The sequence below is a fragment of the Rathayibacter sp. AY2B5 genome, from assembly GCF_002931645.1.
Taxonomy (GTDB): domain Bacteria; phylum Actinomycetota; class Actinomycetes; order Actinomycetales; family Microbacteriaceae; genus Rathayibacter.
Map to the genome: position 1 here is coordinate 32677 of NZ_PSUE01000025.1, position 17060 is coordinate 49736.

The window sequence follows — 17060 nt, forward strand, 5'->3', positions numbered from 1 at the left end:
GAATCGTCTATCGGCCACGGTCGCCGCGGTCCTGGTCAGGTCCCTGCCGAGACTGTCGGGCGCGGTCCGCGAGCATCGCTTCCTCGCGCTCCCGGTCAGCCTTGGTGAGCTTCGTGGGTACGGGACTGCCCGACCCGAAGTTGGTCTGGGACAGCCGGCGAACGTCTTTGAGCTCCTCCGGGAGCGCCTGCCAGGCCCGCTCGTTCTCCGCGACCTTCTCGGCCTTCACGACGACCTGGTAGCCGTCGCGAACAGCGGACAACTGACCCCGCAACGTCTGCGACAGCTCGCGCATCCGTCGCGCATCACCGGCTGCCTTATGAGCCGACGCGACCGCGTGCGTCAAGCGCGCGAACTGGTTCAGCAGCAGCAGCTCCGCGGCTGCATTCTTCTTATTCCCCGCCGCGGCCATGATCAATGCGGAGTACGCCGCCGTCGAGGGCATCATCGCGGGCCGCGGGCGCGTCTCGTGCGCCCGCAGGTGCGCCGAGCGGGCGAGCGATCGCGCAGCGTCCGCGAGCGGTCCCGGGGTGGGCTCCATGCGCCGGGACCACGCCGCGTAGGCGCCGGCCGTCTCGCGCGCAACGTGCGCCCACGTGGCCCTGTCGGAGGGGTCCACGGACCTGATGTAGTCGTGCAGCCGGTCCATGTCCGCGGCGTACGCCTCGAACAGCTCGGGGGCCGGCTCCGCCGTCTCCCGGCCAGGGTTGACCGGCGTGTACTGCCAGGGATTCTTGGCTGTCGCGCGCCATTCGGATGCCGCATCCGACGCGGACTCCGGCTGGTCCGGCCAGCCCTTCCGCAGCTCCGGCAAGGTCAGGTCGCGAGCGAGCCGGCCGCCGCCGTGCCAGATCGCCTTCTCGCCGTTCGTCGGCCGCAGCGCCACCGAATAGCCGGCGATCACATCGTCACGACCCGTCGCGAATCGAGGGCGCACCAGCACCCCGCCCTGACGCAGACGACGAACGAACTCGCTCTCATCCTGGGACGCGGACGAGGCCGCGCGTACGGCGCGCTCGAGGCGCTGCATGTCCGGCTCGACGTGCCCGCGACGTGCAGCGGACTCACGCGCTCCCGGCCGCACACCGCGCTCCGGGAACTCGCGCTCCGGCGCCTGGTAGACCTGCAACCCGTACTCGCGCTCCAGCTCACGGCTGATCGTCTGCGACCGCTCGTAGTCCTTGTGCACCGACGCTTTCGTGCCGTCCTCGCGCACCAGCGACACGGCGATGTGTACGTGGTCGTTGCCGTTCTTCGACAGCCCGTGACGCACCGCGACCCAGCGGCAATCGGCCTTGCCGATGTCCTCGCCCGCGAAGCCCATCCGCTGCACGAAGTCGGTCGAGATTCGGCCCCACTGCTCGTCTGTGAGCTGGCCCTCCTCGGCCGCCAGCGACAGCGAGCAATGCCACACATCAGCCGCCACGCGATCCTTCACGATCGCGCCGGCCGAGTCCCGAACCGCCTCGCCGTTCTCGTCGGTGCGCACCTTGTTGCGCGTCACCTCGACGCCGAACAGCTCCCGCGGTCGGTCCAGATCCGCAGCGATCGCCGCAGCCGCAGCGCCATCCAGAACCTCATGCCCGTACTCAGCCATGATCGCGGAATCCCCCGCGATCAGGTGCTGCTCCTCGTGCTCGTTCGTCTTGCCGGGACCAACGAGGTAGCCCATCAGTCCACGCATGCGCGTGCCGCGCGTGATGTTCGTTCTCACCGTCCACCGAGCCGGTCTGCCGTCGCCTCGATCAGGCGTCGCACCCGCCGGTACTCCTCCGCAGCCTCAACAGCCTCGGCCGGGAACTGGCCCGTGCTGTTCGCGAACCGCGCGAGCTGGTTCATGTTGTCCGACGTCTTCTGCAACAGCTTCGACGCCCGGAACAGCTCAGCAACCACCAACCGCCACTCCGTGTCCGTGCGCACCTGGGCGTTCATCGCGGACTCGAACAGCAGCCGCGGCACCGTCACTTCCAGCACCTCGGCACGGGCGCGCAGGTGCGCGTCCTCCTCGGGCGTGACCGACACCTCGTACCGCTTCGACCGCGCAGCGACACCCGGCACGTTCGCGCGGCGGCGCCGGCCGAACAACCGACCCTCTCGTGACGACTCCGACACGACCCTCACCGTCCTTCCGGCCCAGCGCAGCGAACCCGCCCCCAGGCGGGGACCATACGACCAGTATGCGCCGACCCGGCCGCGCAGCGGAAGGGGCGCAAGCGGTTTACCACGGGTAAACCTATAGCTTGCTCCACAAACCATCTTCGCACCGAGCGCGACTTGGGTGTAACTCGGGTCCGAAGGACACCCGAGCGTCTCGGCTGGCGAAGCCGAACCCGAGACGCTTGAGTCCGCGCCTTCCGCATGACGGCGGCGGCGGCGGCTAGCCTTTCCGCATGAGCGACCACACGAGGAACCCTGACGACGCCGCCGACGCCGCCCGCCGACTGCTCGAACAGAGCGTCGAGAAGCGCGTCGAGGCGGTCCGCACGATCGTCTCCGCAGCCAACGACACCGACACCGCACGCGCCACCCTCAGCGACGCGCAGAACCGACACAGCAAGGCGTGGGCGGACGCCCTCGCCGCCGGATGGTCGGAGAAGGAACTCCGCGCAGCAGGAGTGCCGCGACCCGAGCAGACTCGCGCTCGCGTCACCCGCGCGCGACGCACAACGTCGGCGGAGGGAATTCCCGCCGATTCGACCGAGAGCGACAGCTCCGCGTCCATCGAGAACGCTGCATGACCGACAACGACTCCGCCGCGCTCCACGGCCAGGTCCGCGCCTGGGCGGAGGGGGCCAACCCGCTCACGGCCGCCGTCGAACTGCTGATCCGATCGGGCCTCGTGTACGCCGGAGCACCGTGGGTGAAGACCGACAACGCCTGGCACACGAGCGCAATCGACTTCGACCGCCTCGGCTACGAAATCGGAGCGCTCAGCGGAGGCGAACAGCGCGTCGCGCGGATCGCGTCGTCGCTCGGTCAGGGTGTCCCTGTCGACCTCCGCGAGGACGTCGCCGGGCTCGACCTCGAACACACGCGACTGGTCCTCGCGGCGATCGCGCACGCCGCCGGACTCGGAGAGCCCGGCACGACGATCCAGACCGTCGACGGAGTGCCGACAATCGTCCCCCATGACGCTCTGGCGTCGTGGCCGAACGAGTAGGTCGATCGCGCACGACGACCGCCCTCGTCGAGTAGCAAGCCCCCGCTCGAGCAGTCACGCTCGCGGGGGCTTCTGCCTTCCCGCGACGTGCGCGCAGGCTGCGGTCCGGCCGTCCATCCGACGCTTCACTCTTGCCTGCGCCGGCCGACCGTCAAGAGCGCTGCGCGTCCCTCCGGGATACCCCTCCGGGGCACTCCTGACGGCCACCCGCCTCCGGCATCGCGCCGCTTATCGGATGGATGGCCTCAGAGAATGCTCCCCTCGGGAAGAGTTCCGATCAGCGGCCCCTGCCGGACGCTCACCGGAGCGCTACATCGCGTAGGTGATGACGACGGATGAGAGCTTCCGCGACGTTCACGTCCACCGACGACGTGTGCACGGCCCTCCTCGCCTTCGTCGGTTCGATCGCCGCCGGCGGACACTCCGAGTCGATCGCTATTCCCGCGCTGCGCGTGGATGGGCAGGTCATGGAAGTACGGATGACGGTGAACGCCAACAGCGCGTTCGTCGTCGTCCCAGTCGATGCCGACGCGCAAGACGAGCGCGCCCTTCTGGCAGCCTCAAAGTCGGTAGTCAGCGAGCTGCGCAAGCGAAGCGCGGCCAGCCGTCAGGATGCCGAGCGGCGCTGACAGGAGTTGCTCGACTCGCTCCGCTCACGCTCACCGTCTCGGCACTTCGTGTCTAAAGTGGCGGTGCGGTTGAGAAGTGGGGACCTCGACGCCGCGCGCGGCAGACCGACGAGGGGTCGTCGGTGTCGCTCTGCTCTCGGCCGCGTCACACAGCGCGGCCGAGAGCACCACTCGCCGGCTGCTGCTCAGGGCCGTCAACCCTCCTCCCGTGGGCACAGTCGGCACCTATGGTCGGGCATGTACGGAGTGCCGTTCGCTCCGGCCCCAGTGCTCCCGGCTCGGATGCGGCTCGGCCCCTGAGCCGGGAGTAGCGGCCCGGCCCCGCGTCGGGGGATGCCGGGTCGGGCCGCTTCCCAGGGGAAGAAGCCGCACCCGAGCGAAACGACACCAGGCGTAACGTGCGGTGGTTATGCTCCGCGCATGATCGACTTCAGCTCCGCCGAGATGGCGACAGTCGAGTACGTCGAGGACCAGTGGCGCCTCACGATTCTCGACGGGACCGGCACCACGTTGGCCGAGACCGGGCTTCCGCTTTTCGGCCCCGAGAACTTCTTCGTTCGCGCCAGCTCTGACCGGCCGGCGGGCCTGGATTACGTGGGGCCGTTCTTGAACAAGCGCGGCCTGTACTACACCCAGTGGACCGGTCGCGGCCGAGACGGATGGAGCACACAGCTCCACTACTGACGAGCACACGTTGCGCGGGCAGACGTCCAGGATGATGAGCACATGTCGCGCAACACTGAGCCGTTGGCCGGTCAAATGGTCTGGCTCGTCCGCTGGATCCAATCGCGTGACGGCTGGTCGCACGAGACCATCAGCGGCGCTTTTCAGGAGCGCACCGACACGTGCTGGCGCGTCTGGGTGAACGAGGAGCTGCGCGAACTTCCCTCACAGGACTGGTCCCCCTACAAGCCGTGACGCCGACGGTGGTCCACGCTCAGCTGTGGTCAGTGACGGATCGCGGAAGCGCGCCAGCCTTCGTCCTTGACCCAGCGGAACCCAATCCAGCAAGTCTGCGGCTCCGGCGCGTCTGCGGCCGCGTCCAGGGCGACCCGAAACGTGGCAGGTGTCGCGCCGTCGATGATCGTGAACTCCGAATCGCGGTCCGCGAGCGCCCCGCACGCATCGCGCAAGCCTGCACTGTCTGACTCGGTGTTCGCGGGAAGAAGCTTCGCGATCGCCGGATCATCGTTCAACACGGGCACGAGCTCGTACACCAGCTCCTGGCCACTCCCCGACGGCGGCACCGCTCCCGACGTCGAGTCATCGAGCGACCCGACCGCAAACATGAAGACAGCGACGACGCCGGCCAGCACCGACGTCAGCAGAACGAGTAGGACCACGGTGACGCCACGATGGTGCCGCGGCGGTGAAGGAAGATCCTCCGCCTCGTCGTACGCCCCCACCGCTTCCCCTCCGCCGACAGGTCCTCCCGACCCCGGCTCACCAGAGATACCAGACCTGAACGACCAACCATCACGCACTATCCCCATCGCCCTCCCCCGTTTGGCTGATGCTCGGCAGATCACTCAGGAACCGATGTGTATGATTCCGCATGGATTGAGCGGGGACCTGGACCGCCGATCTTTGGCTTGTGACGCGAGAGCGCCAAGCCCGCCGGCGGGGGTGCGCCGACCCGAACGGCGCGCCCTCAGCCGCGCCACGATGCCAAGCTCGGTTCATCAGCTCGATGGCGTGGCGTCCGATCGGCGTCAGGTCGACCACGACTCGTCTTGGCGTGGCCGTGCCGGCCTGCCAGGGTCATGGCCATGGAGATCACAGATGATGTCGAGCGGGCCGAATGGCTTGGGCTGCGCATGCAGCGAGAGCGAAGCTGGGCACGAGTCGGCTCGGTCGCCGGATACGGGTTCGAGGCGTACGCCCGTGTCCTTCACCCTCGACCTGACGGCGATGACATTTGGGAACGCCAGCGGTGGGCGGACGTTGCTGCTACTGCCGGCAAGGTCATGCACCCGCTCGTCCAGTGGGAACGGCTCCTAGGCAGGGACGAGCCGCGCGGCGGCACAAGTGACGTCGGACGACTCGATCCGCAAGTACTCGCCGCCCTCGCACCCATCCTCAGTTCGGCGACCACTACGCCCGGCGATGCGCTCGCGGCGTACTGGGTCGGTGGGACCGGCCAGAACCTCCTCGGCAGGCCGGTCAGCATTGACCGATACGACTACATACTGGCCGCCACGAGCATGGCGGAGCTTGCCGAACCCGGATGGGGTCCCGAGATTGGCCTCCGCGGCGAGGAAGCGCCGCAACTACTCTGGCCTGAAGATCACGCCTGGGTGCTCGCCACCGAGATCGACTGGGACTCCACCATCGTCGCCGGCTCGCACACGCTCGTAAGCGCGATCCTCACTGACGGCCGATTCGAGGCCTTCCCCGTCGATGAGGACTCCGACCTGTCGTGGAACGGTGACACGATCAACCGTCCCAAAGTCCAGGAACCGTCCTAGGAGAGCGCGAAGGACAGCGATCGCGACGTCAGTGAGTGATTGAGGCCGCCTGCCATCCGCTCCGAGTTCGAGTCGTCGCATCGTTCTACGGTGCAAGCGACGCCTACCGATCGGGAGGCCGAAGGTACGCGGACAGGGTGAAGGCGGGCGGCCCATGGGTCACCCGCCTTCACACTCGCGGACGCGGAGCGCCTCTTGCGGTGACCCTACGGAGCCAGGATGTAGGACATGCCCACGACGTCCTGCACAGTTCGCGTGTTGTAGACGCCAGGTCCGGCGGCACCGTTCATCTCGGTGATGTTGATGTAGAGGCCGTCAGCGCGCTGCTCGACGGAATCGACCCAGGCGACGTGACCGTAGGTGGGGTCCGCCCCCTGCACGCCGGGCTCGAAGACGACGATGCTGCGAGCCTGAGCATCCAGGACGGTAGTCCAGCCGTTCGCGGCGGCGCTGGTGTCCCAGTCGAGGGCGTTGCCGTAGATGGCGGGACGCAGCCCGGTCGCCTCGAAGAACTTTTCCTTCGCACCCCATGTGCACTGACCGGCAGCGCCGCTGTTCGCTCCCTCGGTAACGCCAGTGGCGCGGCCGGAGTCAGCGACGGCGGTGGTTGTCTGAGTTGTGGTGTCCGCGAAGGCCGGCGCGGCGCCCACGATCGGGACTGCGACGGTGAGTGATGCTGCGAGCAGGCCCGCAGCGATGCGGGACCGGCGGAAGCCGTGTCCCGGGTGGTTCTGACGGTTGGCCGAGCTGGTGTCGAATTCGTTGCTCGTGCTGGTGCGCATGATGTACTCCTTCGTCTCTTCTTGCTTCCCTTGAACACCCTCCACGCTGCCACTCATACGGCTCCCATCACCGAAATGGAGGAAGCGGCCACGTAGCGCCCACCTCCCACCCAGGCGCGAAGCAGCGCCCGCCACGCACTGCGAGCGACCGCACCGGAGGGTGACGGGGGCTCCGTCTAGCTGAGGTACACCCCAACCGGACGTCAGGCACCATGGCCGAAGCGCGTCCGAATAGGGCCGTGTCGGACCTTGTCTGACACTTGCCCCTGCGGCTCTTAGACTTCAACTGGACAAGTAGGGGTCGGAGGCGGCATGTCGGGTCAGAGGGTCGGGTACGTGCGGGTGAGCACGTTGGATCAGAGCACGGTGCGCCAGCTCGACGGCCTGACGCTGGATCGGGTGTTCGAGGACAAGGCCTCCGGCAAGGACGTGAACCGTCCGCAGCTCGAAGAGATGATCGGGTTCGTCCGCGACGGAGACACGGTGCTCGTGCACTCGATGGACCGGCTCGCAAGGAACCTAGAAGACCTCCGCCGGCTCGTGCGCCGACTGACGGACAAGAAGGTCCGGGTCGAGTTCGTCAAGGAACAGCTCACCTTCACTGGTGAGGACAGCGCGATGGCGAACCTGCTGCTGAACATGATGGGCGCGTTCGCAGAGTTCGAACGCGAACTCATTCGGGAGCGTCAACGCGAGGGCATCGCTTTGGCCAAGCAGCGCGGCGTCTACCGAGGCCGCGCCCGCTCGCTTACCCTCGCGCAGGTCGCGGAGCTGCGCGAGCGGGCTGGTGCCGGCGTGCCGAAGACGACGTTGGCAAAGAAATATGGCATCAGCCGGGAGACGGTGTACGCCTACCTTCGCGCCTCGACATCGGCGCTACAAGCGTCTGAAGAGTGACGGGGCGCTGACATGGTGAGCACTGTCGGAGTCGTTCATGGCGCGGGAGGAAGCTGATGACAACACAGATGTTCCCTGGCGAGATCGGGTCGATGCCGGAATTGGGTTCGTCCGCGATTGCGACGTTCCGGCCCGCAACAGAGCTTCCGACTCCTGTGCGGTTTGTCGACGGCTTCGATCTCTTCGTTCAGTTCCTGCAACGCCATGGCGTGGACCCAGAGAGCCTTGCTGGTGACGTGTCGGGAGTGTGGCTCTTCCTGGCCAAGCATCCGACCGCCTTGACGACGCCAGAGATTGCCGACGCCGCAGCCCGGTTCGTCGGGAACGTGATCGCGGTGGTGCATCCCGCGGCGACCTGGCGAGTCACCAACGAGCCGGAAATCGGGACGAACGTCCGCTCCATTCCGGTCGCCGCCCTCGTGCGAACCATGGTGCAGCGTCCCGAGCAGCGGGAACCGTTCCTCGAGATGCTGTCCACCTGGGATCAAGAAGACCTCGACGACCGCGAAATCACCGCGCTCGCTCACGATGTCACTCCACCGCCGTTCACGGTTCCACCGGTTCCGTTCCAACGCGCCGCCTTCCCTCCCATCGAGTTCCGCGACGACAACGGCCACGTCATCGAATACGGGCAGCGCTGGCCCGACCACCACCCACCTGACGACGCGTACTCCCGCGTCTCCCACCCAGAACGCTTCGCACCCCTACGCCATGACGTCGACGCCCTGGCCGACTACCTCCACCGCTGGTACTCCGTCGACGTCCGCCACCTCGACCACGACGGGACACAGCAGATCCGGTTGCAGCCTCGCGCCGGAACCCCGATCACCGTCACTGCAACCGACGAATCAGTCCAAGTGGAAGCAGGCGTCTTCTTCCGCGCCACCCTGCCGAACTGCTCCTGCGATGCCTGCGACGAATCAGCAGAAACCGCCGCCGACCGCCTCGAAGAAGCCGTCCTTTCCATCGCCGCGGGCGGCTTCCGCGAGACGTACCCCCTCGGAAGTCGCCGGTGGCTGCACACCCAGCTCCACGCCGTTGACGGCAGCGGCTACACCGGCAGCAGTGGCGCCCCCGACAGAGACCTCACCACCGACGACCTCGAACACGCCACCACGACCCTGCGCCAACTCGACAACGGCTGGTGGCCCGCCTGGCCCCTCCGCACCCCCAACTCGCCAGACCGAACAGGCGACGACGAAACGACGAACGACCGAACCTGACGAGCGGCTCCAACTGCTTCGTTAGACGCCCCGCCACCTGGCTCCCCACCGGACGGGTCGCCACCACCCGTCCTCTGAACCCACGTTCGCGTACGAATCGCATGGCTAGCCTGGCTGAGTGGACTTCATCGGGTTGGCGCCCCAGCACTTTGACACCGCGCTCGGCACGGTACTGACCACAGCCGTGCAGGCGCAGGGCTGGAGCGCACAGAAGGTAGCCGTGTTCGCACGGCTCCGACCGCGCACCGTCCGACGCATCCTGACCGGCAAAACCTCGGCCGGCACCGTACAACTGCACCGCCTCCTGCAAGTCCTGCAACTCGACCATGACGCCACGATGCGCACCGTCTACATCGAAGCGCGAGTCGCGCAGCTGGCCGCGGACACCGAAGCAGCCGAGGACCGCGACCGCCCCCGGGACATGCTCGGATGATGACCGGCAACGACCTCGCCGTTCTTCTCAACCCCTTCGTCATCACCGGGGTCGTCGTCCTCGTCGCGATGATCCTCGGTGGGCCGTGGCTGCGCGAGCGGTACATCTTCCGCGAGCTCAACCGCGACACCGGCGTCACCCGACACCAGCCCACCGCCCTTTTCACCCCAGGCCGGGCCGGCAATCCGCCGCTGGTGTATTTCCTGGAACTGCACTACGCCGAACGCCTCGACACAGTGCTGATGCTGCACCGCGTCGGCGCCATCGCGAGCCTCCACGACGGCTCCATGACCATGCACGACCGCGCCGGACGCCTCCTCACCCACCTCAGCGCGCTCGACGTCGCCTACTATCGCCGCCTCAACGACACAGCCCCGCAACCACCCAACCCGGGATAGACAAGCCGGCCTGGCGCTCGGCCTTCCCTGCCCCGTTTCACGCCCCCTCAGCGGAATCACCACCGGACAGGTCTAACGAGACGGCCCCGCCCGCGCCACGCCGCGGCGGCGCACGCAACTCGCGTGCGACCGGTTGACGACCCCCTTACGGGACGTCGTTCTACCTAGCGCTGCGCATCCGCAGACGATCGACGGTGACGCCGACCGCGACGGTGACTGCGGCGGCGACCAAGCCCCACCCCAGCCCGAGCGTGAATGTTCCCCTGCTCGGGTCAGCCCAGTTCTCGATCTCCGGGCGTCTGGCGAAAGCAGAAGCATTGAGCTGGGTTGCCACGAAGGCGACAACAAGAGTCACCAGCGCAAACACCACCAGCGAAGCCAGAACCCACAACAGGAGCTGCCGACGTCGACTCCGCGCGTACCCTCGAACAGTCATGTGCTGAGCGTACGAACTGGACCGCCGCGGCGCACTAGCCGCAGTGCAAAACGTCAACGATCAGCCGGTCATCCTCCGCCTCGCGCCGGAGGCGCAAGGCGTCCGGTGGTCGATCCCCTATCGGACGCTCACTAGACCAGCTCCGTCGGGACGACGCGAGCGCTAGTCTCCTCGCCGTGATCATTGATCTAAAGCCCGGCGACGCGCGGTGGGCGACCGCCCTTCCCGTCCTCCGCGAGCTGCGCCCCCATCTCACTGACGAACTGCTCGAGCTGGTACTGCGAGAAGGCGCGCCCCAAGGTCTCCGCTTCACCGCTCTACTGCAAGACGATCGCTGCGTGGCTGTCGCCGGCTGGCGAGTAGTCGTCAACACGAGCGCCATCAGGAAGCTCTACATCGATGACCTCTCCACCGCCGCCGCCGAGCGATCCCACGGCCACGGCGCGGCACTCCTAACCGCGCTGGCGGAGCGCGGTCGGGAACTGAGGTGCAGCGCGATCGAGCTCGACTCCGGCGTGCAACGCTTCGAGGCACATCGCTTCTACCTGCGCGAACGGATGGACATCACCGCCCATCACTTCGCTCGACGGCTCGACCAGTAAGAGCAACGGGCGTCCTCCCCGCACCGTTCAGCAGGGGACCACTACCGGACGCCGAATGGTAGTAGGTAGTTTCACCATCCGGACGACGATCCCCTTACGGACACCATCAGCAGTCAAACTTGCGCCGGATCGACCGCTCTTTCAGGTTGATCAGCGCGCTGGGTGCGGCTGGTTAGGGTGGGCGCATGCGTACGTGGGATTTCTACCTCTCGGGTCAGGAAGTGGTCTCGAACGCTTGGGGCTCGGAGGTGACGCAACAGTCCGCGCTTGACGTAGATCTCCTCGAGGGGCTTTTGCGCGGACCGAATCCGGAGCACGAGGATGTGGAGGTCGCAGTGCCGCTCGCCCGGGTCATGCACGATGAGTACGAGGCCTACGGCACCGGTGGATGACCGCTCAGCAATGACGACTCGCGCCTGCTCATCCGCGCATTGAAGGCGGTCCTCATGCGGCTCGGTATCGACACTTTTGATCCGCCATTCCGCGACTTCGAGACGTTTCGCAAGTACTGGAATGCGCATGATGGGTACGGCAGCTGGCAGGCCAGGCGGAGCATGCTTGACGACCAGCTCGGCGCGCTTCACGAGACGCTCGACGCCCGCGAGACGGACTCGCTCGCCGGAGCGCTGGCCGATCCCATTTCGCCGCGGAAGGCCACAGGCTGGCAGCGTGTCGACGAGGAGCTAAACGAGATGCGGCGACACTTCCGGGAGGCTCGGTCGGAGCAGGACTACTCAAACGTTGGGAACGACGCGGTGGCCGCGCTCGAAGCCCTTTCCGCGGCCTCCTACGAGCACATACGTCATGGCGAGCCTGACGCCGATGAGCCGCCGGTCCCCAACACAAAAGCGCGTCTTGGGCGAGTGATCGACGTCGAACTACCCGGGTCCGAGAACGCCGAGCTGCGCAAAGTCGTCCGCGCAACCATCGAGCTCGCTCAGGCCACAAAGCACCGCAGGAACGGCGACCGGCGTTCAGCGGGTATGGCGGCAGACGCGGTATTACTCGTCGTGAATCTGGTCCGACGACTTCGGTGATCTGCGCCCCTGCCCTCGTGTCGATCGCAGGTCCTCACGCCAGCAGCCGTCATCTTCTTCGGTATCTTCTCCCCATGACTTCACCAGCCACGAGCGGCTCATGGACAACGACGGACGCATCAGGTGTGACGACAAGTGGAACGTGGGAGGAGACGGCAAGTACGCCAGCGCCACCTACGGCAGCAGGGAACCTAACCAAGTTGCAGCGGCTCCTAGCAGCCGTCAAGTGGGTTGCGGCAAACGCGAAGACGCGAGCGTTATTCATTCTGGTGGCGCTGGTCGTCGTCGTATATCTGCTCTCGCAGCTGGCCCAGGTGCAATTGGCGTTTGTGCATCTGGCGTTCGTCGCCGCGGGACTGGTGTTCTGTAAAGAGGCTCTTGCGACGATGGCTCGCGCGTCAAAGCTCACACCGCAGCAAGTGGCATGGTTTGAAGACCTCGCAGCGCTGTGCTCACTGTTCGCAGCAGTGTTTGGTGCCCCTGCCGTTGTCGCGGGGCTCATCGAGTTGGCCAACAAGCAATAGTGCGCCAGTGTCATTGCACACAAGAGCCCTGTCGTTCGTAGGCTGAGCCCATGTGTGGTCGTTTCGTCGTCAAAGACTCCACGGCGGCTCTACTGCCAAACCTCGTCTCGGGCGACTTCGGGGGTCTGCGGCCGAACTACAACGTGGCGCCGACGTCGCCGGTGACCGTCGTGCGTGAGCGCGACGGTGAGCGGTCGGCGCCGGACGCGCATTGGGGGTTCGTGCCGGTGTGGGCGAAGGACTTCAAGAAGCAGCGGCCGCAGCCGATCAACGCGCGGATCGAGACGGTCGCAACGTCCCCCATGTTCCGGAAGGCATTCGCGACGTCCCGGGTGCTGATCTCGGCGGCCTCCTACTACGAGTGGACGGTGACCGAAACGGGGAAGCAGCCGCACTTCATCTACGAGCCCGACGCGGCCCTCGCGATGGCGGGCGTCGTGTCGGCGTGGCCGGATCCGTCGAAGGCGGAGGACGAGCCTGAGAAGTGGCGGCTGTCGACGGCGATCATCACCCGCGACTCGCATGTGGCGCCGGGCGAGGTCTACGACCGGGTGCCGGCGTGTATCACGCCGGACGGTTACGACGACTGGCTCGGCGGGCACCTCGACGTCGACGCTCTGATGCAGCTGCTCGACCGGGAGTCGTACGCGGTCGCGCATGACCTCGAGCACCACGAGGTGTCCCGCGACGTGAACAGCGTCCGCAACACTGGACCCCACCTGCTCGACCCTCTCCCGCCTACTGCCTGCGCCAATTGAGTCCTCGGTCCCGTTGACTTCGGAAATATGGCACCCGCGCTCTCAACACCTGTCAGGCTGACGGCATGGATGGGTTCGAGTTCACGGTTGCGTTACTACACGAGCTTCTGTGGCCGCTCGTTGTGGCAGGCATCGCGTTGTACTACCGGACGTCCATCGTTGAGCTGCTACGCCGAGTGACGCATTTCAAGGCTCCCGGGGGTGGAGGGCACTTTTACTGACGGGATCGAAAAATCCGATGAGAGCGCCGATGACGCCCTCGACCTGGCCGGCATTCCCATCACGGATGTGCCGGAGCCGATCGAACCGCCGATCTCGGTAGATGACCCGTCAGGGACGATTCTGCGAGAGTGGCAGGCCATCCAAGTCCTGCTCACGCGGCTACTCACGGAGAATGCCGACGTAGGCAAAACCCTTCCGTCAAGCGCAACGCGTAACGGGGGCTCGGTCCTGAAGCTGCTCCAGCACAGGCGTCTCATCGAGCCGAACACGTTCCTCTCAGCGAATGGTCTCCTTGAACTTCGCAACAGGGTCGCTCATGGCGAGTACACGCCGAGCGGTGCTGAGGCGTTCGCTTACGCCCGTACTGCCGAGAAGCTTCGCGGCTACCTGGATTATCGGTTGGACCACGATCGGGCGCACGGGCGGGGTATGGACGAGTAGGCGTCTCGCCTTCGCGTTCCAGCGCGTAATGAGCGTCCGCCCTGGGATGCGATGAGCCAACTGGTGGGCGTGCTAGAAACGAGCGACCGCCTTTACCTAGTTGGAGACTCCCTATGGCACAGAAGCTGACTCTCATCGATGACCTGGACGGCTCTGCGATCGAGGGTGATGGTGGAACCGTCGCCTTCTCGATCGATGGCGCGAACTACGAGATCGATCTGTCGGCGGAGAACGCCGCCGCGCTGCGCGACGTGTTCGAGAAGTACGTCGCCGCCGGCCGCCGCGTGCGCCGAGACGGCAGCTCCGGGTCCTCTACTCCCGCTCGCCAGAAGAGCGACCCGGAGCGGTTGAAGGCGATTCGGGAGTGGGCGGCCGAGAACGGCCACGAGGTCTCTCCTCGTGGCCGCATCTCAGCGCAGGTACAGGAGGCATACGAAGCCGCGCACTAGCCACGCCTCACTGACGGCTCCTAGCTTCCGCTAGCGGCGCTTTCCGAGCCCGGGGGCTCCTCCGTGCACGAAGGGCAGATGCTTGGAGCGAGGTGTGGTCGATGGTCGATCGAAGGGGTCGCTCCAGCGGGCGCGGTCCGCTTCGCGGCGGGCATTGCGTGCCGCCTCGTAGATCTCGGACGACTGCGCGGCCGCCGCCTTCCGACTCTGGTAGGTCGCCTCAGCGACCTTCCGTGCCGCGCACCATTCGGAGTAGGTGGCGAATCCGCTGCGCTCGTAGAGCTGATACTCGGTCAGCGGGCGCTTCTTCGTGGTGGGATCCGCGGACCACTGTGACCGGGCGGCCTTCGCCGGAAGCAGTCGTCGTGCGGTGGCCTCGTCGGCATCATCGAGCGAACTGCTCGGACCTTTGACGTGGATCCCGATGTCGTGAAGAAGAAGGACGACTTGAAGGGACGGGAGCTTCAGCTCGACGGCAAGTTCGTGGACGCGAATCTTCATGAGCCTCGAATCGAGGTCGCCACCGCTTCGGAGTCGGGTGGGCGACAAACTACATCCACTCGCAAGAACGTTCGATCAGCGACACGCCGTGACTCGTACGTAATTTCGAGAGCGTATGGCGGCGGGTGCGGACGTTGCGCCCCTCCCCCCTGCGTGTCGAAGCCTGCCGCTCAGCACAGAGAGCACGAGGCCCCGCACCCGAAGGTGCGGAGCCTCTTGGGCCTAGAGCCCTAGCAACCATCTCCCGACCGTCAACACGATCTGGACGACTGCCGAAACAGCCAACCTCACCGTGAAGCGTGTCCGCGGAGAGGCGCCGCAGTGAGCGCACGTCGTGCCTCTCATGCTGTCCTCCGTAGAACTGGTCGAGTTCACGAAGGACGGTGGCGCCTGGTTTGGCAGGGTCACCCGCGCTCCACGGCCGAGGCAGTGGATAACTCGCGACACGCCCGGGGGTGCGCCGTGGGTTTGTGGATAACTTGCTGCCGCGTAGTATTTCCGGTAGTTCTTCCGGGAAATTCCACTTCCCAAAACGTTCACCGACTGGCGAACAGACGAAGCTCAGGCCGTTCCACCGGTTCTGAGCTTTTTGTCTGTCCGGGGGCGCCGAGCCCGACCTGCTCTCGACGTCCTGAGGTCCATCATCCCAGATCGCCCGCGGTCGCGCGGCGCTCAGTGGCGATCTGACGAACGATTTCTGCAGGGTCGACCGAAAATGCGTCCTCAGCCGTAGGTATCGCGCGGACCACGCCCTGGAATCGACCTGGAGCCCTTTTCCCAACCATCGCCGGCGAGCGTGTCTCACTTAGTCCGACGAGTAAGCCGTCAGCGCAGCAACTGCACGGTGGCGCCTGCGGCGACATCCTCCCCCTCGATGGTGGCGAACCCGGTGACGGTGCCGATCGCGTCGGCGCCGAGCGAGGAGTCCGGGAACCGGGCGACGAGGGAGGCGCCGCGGTCGGTGACGTGGGTGGCGTCGTAGTTCGCTTGGGTGGCGCTCTCGAACTCGAAGACGAACGCCTTCGTATCTTCGTCGGAGAGGCGGACGCCGAAGTGCTTCACGGTGGCGCCGTCGGCGCCGGTGAGCTCGATGCCGTAGGTGAACCATCCCACCGGCTGTGGCAGCTCGAGCGGGTCGCCCAGAGTGAAGGTCGCGGTGATCCCGGAGGGGTCGGCGGCGACGTGAACGGCCAGCAGCTCGCGGGGCGTCGGGGTGCTCATGCGCTCACCCTAGAACCGCCCCGGCCCCGTGGACAGGTCCAGGGTCCGGTGGGAGGGTGGGCGCATGTCGAAGCCTCGGACCAAGCTCGCGCGTGCTGCGCTGATCAGCAACGGCATGGTGTGGTTCGGGCTGTCGTTCATGCTCTTCGCGATCGCCGGCGAGCAGACCTACGCGGCGTTCACCGGTGAGTGGTTTAACGTGCTCGGGTGGGTGCTGATCGTCGCCGTGGCCGCCGGCCTGGCGGTGGTCGGGGTGATCGAGAACCGCAACATCCGGGCGGGGAAGAAGTACAAGCCGCGTCCTCGCCGCTGACTACCGCCCGAGCGCGCTTGGCCGTTCCACGTGCGTGGCCGGGGGGTCGAGGGGGCTCTCCCCCTCGTGCGGGCCGGCCCGTTTCGGGTCGGCCCGCGCACGCGCTCAGAGGGTGAGCGTGTGGAGGATCAGGGTGGTGGAGCCGATGGGCTTTCCGAAGTCGGTGTAGTCGAGGGTCGCGCGACGGTTGCTGATGAGGTCGAGGGCGATCAGTTCCTCCTCGGACTCATCGGTCATGTCGCCCGGCTCCTCGTCCCATTCGCGGAGGACCTGGCGGTCGGCGTCGAGGACTTTCCACAGTCCCCAGACGTGGGCGATGGGGCCGGTCGTCTCGTATTTGAAGACGAGGGCGGTCGCGGTGGGCCAGCCGTAGGCGGCCGCGGCGACGATCAGCGCTCGCGCTGCGGCCGCGGTCGCGTCGGCGTCCCCGGACGCGGCCGCGGCGTCGACGGCGACCTCGGCGGCGCGCAGCGTCGGGTCGTCCTGGTACGGGTCGAAGCGGTGGGCGGGGCGGGGTGCGGTGGTCGTGGTGGTCATGGTGGGGCCTTCCTGTGCAGCAGTGGGAG

The 17060-nt window shown here is 66.6% G+C and carries 26 protein-coding genes; 18 read left to right on the forward strand and 8 right to left on the reverse strand.

Going from position 1 to position 17060, the window contains the following annotated elements:
- Positions 1–7: 7 nt before the first annotated feature.
- Together C5C30_RS14110 and C5C30_RS14115 are read right to left on the reverse strand one after the other, a co-directional pair.
- Positions 8–1714: a relaxase/mobilization nuclease domain-containing protein gene (locus C5C30_RS14110; RefSeq protein ID WP_104263455.1), complete on the reverse strand. Its 1707-nt coding sequence runs from the start codon at positions 1712–1714 to the stop codon at positions 8–10.
- Entirely contained in the window at positions 1711–2022 is a 312-nt protein-coding gene (locus C5C30_RS14115; protein WP_236553717.1) for a plasmid mobilization relaxosome protein MobC, read from the reverse strand. The genes C5C30_RS14110 and C5C30_RS14115 overlap by 4 nt, the downstream gene beginning before the upstream one ends.
- A gap of 368 nt (positions 2023–2390) precedes the next feature.
- Here C5C30_RS14115 and C5C30_RS14120 point away from each other — a divergent pair, with 368 nt between their 5' ends.
- From C5C30_RS14120 to C5C30_RS14140, 5 genes are all read left to right on the forward strand, one after another.
- Positions 2391–2738 carry a hypothetical protein gene (locus C5C30_RS14120; RefSeq protein ID WP_104263456.1) on the forward strand — a complete coding sequence of 116 codons (348 nt, stop codon included), beginning with the start codon at positions 2391–2393 and terminating at the stop codon, positions 2736–2738.
- Complete coding sequence (locus tag C5C30_RS14125; protein WP_104263457.1) at positions 2735–3160, forward strand: hypothetical protein; 426 nt, start codon at positions 2735–2737, stop codon at positions 3158–3160. Before C5C30_RS14120 ends, C5C30_RS14125 begins: the two co-directional genes overlap by 4 nt.
- A gap of 335 nt (positions 3161–3495) precedes the next feature.
- The gene (locus C5C30_RS14130) at positions 3496–3789 is read left to right on the forward strand and encodes a hypothetical protein (protein WP_104227097.1); all 294 of its coding nucleotides are present in this window, start codon (positions 3496–3498) and stop codon (positions 3787–3789) included.
- Positions 3790–4209: 420 nt separating this feature from the next.
- Positions 4210–4473, forward strand: a complete 264-nt coding sequence (locus C5C30_RS14135; protein WP_104227096.1) for a hypothetical protein — start codon at positions 4210–4212, stop codon at positions 4471–4473.
- Between the two features lie 42 nt (positions 4474–4515).
- Positions 4516–4707: a hypothetical protein gene (locus C5C30_RS14140; protein WP_104227095.1), complete on the forward strand. Its 192-nt coding sequence runs from the start codon at positions 4516–4518 to the stop codon at positions 4705–4707.
- Between the two features lie 29 nt (positions 4708–4736).
- Here C5C30_RS14140 and C5C30_RS14145 read toward each other — a convergent pair whose 3' ends face one another.
- On the reverse strand, positions 4737–5195 hold the full coding sequence (locus tag C5C30_RS14145) for a hypothetical protein (protein ID WP_104227094.1): 459 nt from the start codon (positions 5193–5195) through the stop codon (positions 4737–4739).
- A 363-nt stretch (positions 5196–5558) separates the two neighbouring features.
- Here C5C30_RS14145 and C5C30_RS14150 point away from each other — a divergent pair, with 363 nt between their 5' ends.
- A complete protein-coding gene (locus tag C5C30_RS14150) occupies positions 5559–6257 on the forward strand; it encodes a hypothetical protein (RefSeq protein ID WP_146078502.1) in 699 nt (232 codons plus the stop codon).
- A 206-nt stretch (positions 6258–6463) separates the two neighbouring features.
- Here C5C30_RS14150 and C5C30_RS14155 read toward each other — a convergent pair whose 3' ends face one another.
- Positions 6464–7039 carry a CHAP domain-containing protein gene (locus C5C30_RS14155; RefSeq protein ID WP_219812207.1) on the reverse strand — a complete coding sequence of 192 codons (576 nt, stop codon included), beginning with the start codon at positions 7037–7039 and terminating at the stop codon, positions 6464–6466.
- 312 nt (positions 7040–7351) lie between these two features.
- Here C5C30_RS14155 and C5C30_RS14160 point away from each other — a divergent pair, with 312 nt between their 5' ends.
- From C5C30_RS14160 to C5C30_RS14175, 4 genes are all read left to right on the forward strand, one after another.
- Complete coding sequence (locus C5C30_RS14160) at positions 7352–7936, forward strand: recombinase family protein (RefSeq protein WP_104227091.1); 585 nt, start codon at positions 7352–7354, stop codon at positions 7934–7936.
- A gap of 56 nt (positions 7937–7992) precedes the next feature.
- A complete protein-coding gene (locus C5C30_RS14165; RefSeq protein ID WP_104227090.1) occupies positions 7993–9159 on the forward strand; it encodes a DUF6226 family protein in 1167 nt (388 codons plus the stop codon).
- A gap of 118 nt (positions 9160–9277) precedes the next feature.
- On the forward strand, positions 9278–9592 hold the full coding sequence (locus C5C30_RS14170; RefSeq protein WP_104227089.1) for a helix-turn-helix domain-containing protein: 315 nt from the start codon (positions 9278–9280) through the stop codon (positions 9590–9592).
- On the forward strand, positions 9592–9990 hold the full coding sequence (locus C5C30_RS14175) for a hypothetical protein (RefSeq protein WP_104227088.1): 399 nt from the start codon (positions 9592–9594) through the stop codon (positions 9988–9990). Before C5C30_RS14170 ends, C5C30_RS14175 begins: the two co-directional genes overlap by 1 nt.
- A 160-nt stretch (positions 9991–10150) precedes the next feature.
- On the opposite strand, the gene C5C30_RS14180 is transcribed toward C5C30_RS14175, so the two are convergent.
- Entirely contained in the window at positions 10151–10426 is a 276-nt protein-coding gene (locus tag C5C30_RS14180) for a hypothetical protein (RefSeq protein WP_146076966.1), read from the reverse strand.
- A gap of 176 nt (positions 10427–10602) precedes the next feature.
- On the opposite strand from C5C30_RS14180, the gene C5C30_RS14185 reads away from it, so the two are divergent.
- The 7 genes from C5C30_RS14185 to C5C30_RS14215 all read left to right on the forward strand — a co-directional run bounded on the left by C5C30_RS14185 (position 10603) and on the right by C5C30_RS14215 (position 14459).
- Positions 10603–11028, forward strand: coding sequence for a GNAT family N-acetyltransferase (locus C5C30_RS14185; protein WP_104333968.1), 426 nt, complete (start codon positions 10603–10605; stop codon positions 11026–11028).
- A 185-nt stretch (positions 11029–11213) separates the two neighbouring features.
- Positions 11214–11420: a hypothetical protein gene (locus C5C30_RS14190; protein WP_104333969.1), complete on the forward strand. Its 207-nt coding sequence runs from the start codon at positions 11214–11216 to the stop codon at positions 11418–11420.
- A gap of 54 nt (positions 11421–11474) precedes the next feature.
- Positions 11475–12065 (forward strand): hypothetical protein, encoded by a 591-nt coding sequence (locus tag C5C30_RS14195; RefSeq protein ID WP_104333970.1) that lies wholly within the window; start codon positions 11475–11477, stop codon positions 12063–12065.
- 269 nt (positions 12066–12334) lie between these two features.
- On the forward strand, positions 12335–12589 hold the full coding sequence (locus C5C30_RS14200) for a hypothetical protein (protein WP_104333971.1): 255 nt from the start codon (positions 12335–12337) through the stop codon (positions 12587–12589).
- A gap of 50 nt (positions 12590–12639) precedes the next feature.
- Positions 12640–13347 carry an SOS response-associated peptidase gene (locus C5C30_RS14205; RefSeq protein WP_104333972.1) on the forward strand — a complete coding sequence of 236 codons (708 nt, stop codon included), beginning with the start codon at positions 12640–12642 and terminating at the stop codon, positions 13345–13347.
- Between the two features lie 201 nt (positions 13348–13548).
- Entirely contained in the window at positions 13549–14010 is a 462-nt protein-coding gene (locus C5C30_RS14210) for a hypothetical protein (protein ID WP_104333973.1), read from the forward strand.
- Positions 14011–14123: 113 nt separating this feature from the next.
- On the forward strand, positions 14124–14459 hold the full coding sequence (locus tag C5C30_RS14215; RefSeq protein WP_104333974.1) for an Lsr2 family protein: 336 nt from the start codon (positions 14124–14126) through the stop codon (positions 14457–14459).
- Between the two features lie 30 nt (positions 14460–14489).
- On the opposite strand, the gene C5C30_RS14220 is transcribed toward C5C30_RS14215, so the two are convergent.
- Together C5C30_RS14220 and C5C30_RS14225 are read right to left on the reverse strand one after the other, a co-directional pair.
- A complete protein-coding gene (locus tag C5C30_RS14220) occupies positions 14490–14960 on the reverse strand; it encodes a translation initiation factor IF-2 N-terminal domain-containing protein (protein WP_104333975.1) in 471 nt (156 codons plus the stop codon).
- A gap of 825 nt (positions 14961–15785) precedes the next feature.
- On the reverse strand, positions 15786–16181 hold the full coding sequence (locus C5C30_RS14225) for a hypothetical protein (protein ID WP_104333976.1): 396 nt from the start codon (positions 16179–16181) through the stop codon (positions 15786–15788).
- A 64-nt stretch (positions 16182–16245) separates the two neighbouring features.
- On the opposite strand from C5C30_RS14225, the gene C5C30_RS14230 reads away from it, so the two are divergent.
- A complete protein-coding gene (locus C5C30_RS14230; protein ID WP_104233598.1) occupies positions 16246–16494 on the forward strand; it encodes a hypothetical protein in 249 nt (82 codons plus the stop codon).
- A 105-nt stretch (positions 16495–16599) separates the two neighbouring features.
- Here C5C30_RS14230 and C5C30_RS17780 read toward each other — a convergent pair.
- Positions 16600–17060: hypothetical protein (locus tag C5C30_RS17780; RefSeq protein WP_219827805.1), on the reverse strand; the 461-nt coding region annotated here is incomplete at its 5' end.